Source organism: Bacillus sp. JJ675 (assembly GCF_036963165.1).
GTDB classification, from domain to species: domain Bacteria; phylum Bacillota; class Bacilli; order Bacillales; family Bacillaceae; genus Bacillus; species Bacillus glycinifermentans.
Genome location: NZ_JBALMR010000127.1, coordinates 1 through 2,877 on the forward strand (window position 1 = coordinate 1; position 2,877 = coordinate 2,877).

General features: G+C 40.1%; 4 protein-coding genes and 4 tRNA genes. 2 read left to right on the plus strand and 6 right to left on the minus strand.

What is annotated here, in order from left to right; all coding sequences use genetic code 11:
- Positions 1-32: 32 nt before the first annotated feature.
- The 5 genes from V7126_RS23735 to V7126_RS23755 form a co-directional block, all read right to left on the minus strand.
- Positions 33-117 (minus strand) — tRNA-Leu (locus V7126_RS23735).
- A gap of 7 nt (positions 118-124) precedes the next feature.
- A tRNA-Lys gene (locus V7126_RS23740) sits at positions 125-200 on the minus strand.
- A 67-nt stretch (positions 201-267) separates the two neighbouring features.
- Positions 268-343, minus strand: a tRNA-Thr gene (locus tag V7126_RS23745).
- 15 nt (positions 344-358) lie between these two features.
- Positions 359-434: transfer RNA gene (locus V7126_RS23750), tRNA-Val, on the minus strand.
- A 211-nt stretch (positions 435-645) separates the two neighbouring features.
- Complete coding sequence (locus V7126_RS23755; protein WP_046133032.1) at positions 646-948, minus strand: GRAM domain-containing protein; 303 nt, start codon at positions 946-948, stop codon at positions 646-648.
- Positions 949-1,270: 322 nt separating this feature from the next.
- Between V7126_RS23755 and V7126_RS23760 the strand changes: the two genes are divergently transcribed.
- Positions 1,271-1,456, plus strand: a complete 186-nt coding sequence (locus V7126_RS23760) for a hypothetical protein (RefSeq protein WP_335499829.1) — start codon at positions 1,271-1,273, stop codon at positions 1,454-1,456.
- Positions 1,457-1,676: 220 nt separating this feature from the next.
- Complete coding sequence (locus V7126_RS23765) at positions 1,677-1,889, plus strand: carboxymuconolactone decarboxylase family protein (RefSeq protein ID WP_335499831.1); 213 nt, start codon at positions 1,677-1,679, stop codon at positions 1,887-1,889.
- A 151-nt stretch (positions 1,890-2,040) separates the two neighbouring features.
- On the opposite strand, the gene V7126_RS23770 is transcribed toward V7126_RS23765, so the two are convergent.
- Entirely contained in the window at positions 2,041-2,232 is a 192-nt protein-coding gene (locus tag V7126_RS23770; protein ID WP_157759345.1) for a hypothetical protein, read from the minus strand.
- Between the last annotated feature and the right edge of the window lie 645 nt (positions 2,233-2,877).

Consider the following 2,877-nt stretch of genomic DNA (forward strand, 5'->3'; position numbering starts at 1 on the left):
ACTGAACTACTTCCGCGAAAATTGATTGGCAATGCGGATGAAGGGACTTGAACCCCCACGTCTTTAAAAGACACTAGAGCCTGATTCTAGCGCGTCTGCCAATTCCGCCACATCCGCATGAAAATGGTGAGCCATGAAGGACTCGAACCTTCGACCCTCTGATTAAAAGTCAGATGCTCTACCAACTGAGCTAATGGCTCTAAGAATTTCTTAGATAAAAGCCGTTGATATTTTTTTCAGCAACTTTTATATTATATCATAAAAAAGTGGTGCCGGCAAGAGGACTTGAACCCCCAACCTACTGATTACGATTCAGTTGCTCTACCAATTGAGCTACACCGGCCCCTTCAAAAACCAATGGTGGAGGATGACGGGATCGAACCGCCGACCCTCTGCTTGTAAGGCAGATGCTCTCCCAGCTGAGCTAATCCTCCGGGGCAGTCATTCGAGCAACTCTCGATCTGACAAGGACTATTATATACAGGAACACACCCATTTGTAAAGGCTATATTAAAAAAATTTTATTTTCAGTTTTTTCATCATATGTGTTTCTTTTTAAGGCTGAAATGCCGCCGCTTATCTAAACAAAGAGCAGAGCAGCAAAAAAAATTTGCCGCTTTGCTGCTGTTTTTTGATGATAACGCTCTATAATAGGTTCTCCAAATGGTTAAAGAATTCCTGTCTTTTTGCGACAACAAATTTGTACTCCTGCTGGTTTTTCAAGACGACTTTAAGTCCGTTTGGTACAACCAGAAATGTGTTTCGCTTCTCAACCTTTGCAATGTCCTGAATCTTAATGTCGAGCGGTTTGTTTTGAATATTAACGCCGTGCGATGTAAAAAATAAACTTTCACTTGTTAATTTCAGTCTGCCGCCTACCGATTCTATACCTCTGAATAAATTTGCCGGAACGTCCATGATAAAGCCTTCATGTTCAACGGATTGCATCTTATTTCCCCCAATAAATATTTTTTACCATATTTATATCGGCTTTTTTTCTTTACTTATGAAGAGCATACTGAAAGACATTTCAGTTATCATACCGACGATGACGGAGAATTCTCAGACTTTATTGGTTTAAAAATGCAGTATTTGCTATCTTTTTCGTGAAAAACAGCTTGGCTTAGAGTCTGTAAGATTAGACCAAGTCGACAAAGGAGCTCCCAAAAATGAATATTAAAGAAGCTGTGGAAAGAACCGGACTTTCTGCGCATACCATCGATTTTATGAAAGAAGCGGATTAATTCAAATCAAAAGAACTGCTGGCGGCATACGGCAATTTACGGATTCTGACGTAAACTTTCTTATTTTTATAGGTACTTTGAAAAAAACAGGAATGTCCCTTGAAGATATTTCAGAGTTTACAAAGGAAGGCTGTATTTTGGAACGTTTAGAATCAGTGAAAGCCAAAAAGAAAAAGTTACCAATCGCCTCTCGAATATTGAATTATTTATAGAAGCCGTAATTTTATTTTGTGAAGAATACATTTATAAAAAGGCGGGAGAGGACTTTTAATATGACAGAAAAAAGGTATAAAAACGGATTAAACTGATGAACAAAGTTGTTGGAGAATCTTGAAGTCACACTCGTGAGTTTTTAAACGAAATCGCGCCTGACTTTGAACGTTTTTAGTTAAATTCCCATTCGGTGACATCTACAGCCGGCAGGGTTTAGATATCAAATCCCGGGAATTAGCAACCGTTGCAGCCTTGACTGCGCTTGGATTCGCTATTCCCCAGCTGAAGGTTCATATTAATGGCGCCTTAAATGTTGGCTGCTCAAAAGAAGAAATTGTTGAATTAATCATGCAGGTTTCTGTTTATGCCGGTTTCCCAACTGCTTTAAATGGACTGCAGGCGGCTAAGAAGTTTTTGCAGCCAGTGATTTAATGAAAGAGGGATATTAATATGCAGAACCGAAATACATCATTTACTTGGCTTTGGCGGATTACAACACCCCGTAATAAAAAATTACTAATTGATCCACGGCTAAAAAGAATCCCTCTTGTCCCGAAACAATTCAACACATTGAAAGTGTAGATTACATTTTTTTGACCATGCGCATCGGGATCATGCCGAGAATGCCGTATGGCTTGCCAAAAAAACAGGAGCGAAAGTATTCGCAGGCTGGAAACTGGCCGTTCTTCTCCAAAAGAAGGGTGTTGAACATGTTGTTTCCATCAATAAAGGCGGCACCCGAAGATTCGGGGATATTGCAGTTACGGCTGTACATGCAGATCATTCGTCAGTATACGTTGACGGCAATGAGATTTTCTATGGCGGAGAGCCAATGGGCTACATGATCAAATTTGCGAATGGATATACGACTTATCGCGCCAAATACAAACGTCTTTGGGGATATTGCTGAATGATATGAATCAGAGCCGGCGCTATTGCCGATCGGTGATGCTTATACGATGTCCCCCCGGGAGGCGGCTAAGGCAGTCCGATTATTAAAAACGAAGCACGTTATCCCTACCCATTTTGGCATATTTGATTTTTTAACCGGCCGTCCAAGCGAACTTTCTGCTTTACTTTCTGATATTGAAGATTTAACTGTTTATGATATTATCCTGGATATATTATTGAATGGCTGTAAACAGAGATTTGTCCTGTTTCTATGGAAGCTTGACGGGCATGAGTCCGAATTGGGCTCATGCCTTTTCATTTTTACCCTTTTATAAATCATAAATGCAAACATCCTTAACTCTGGCAGAATGCTCACTAACAGTTCGCAGTGTTCGATAATTTCTACTCTAGGTTGTATGTACTGTGGATTTTGAATATTTCGGCGATAGAGCCAAAATATTTTGGCACCGCTGGAATTCATTCCTCAGCTTAGCCAAGGATTTTTTCTCCACATCAAAAAAGGCCAGCT

Coding starts and splice junctions, on each gene's coding strand:
- V7126_RS23755 (WP_046133032.1), bottom strand. CDS start 948: ATGCAATCCGTTGAACATGAAGGCTTTATCATGGACGTTCCGGCAAAT.
- V7126_RS23770 (WP_157759345.1), bottom strand. CDS start 2,232: ATGTACAGCCGTAACTGCAATATCCCCGAATCTTCGGGTGCCGCCTTT.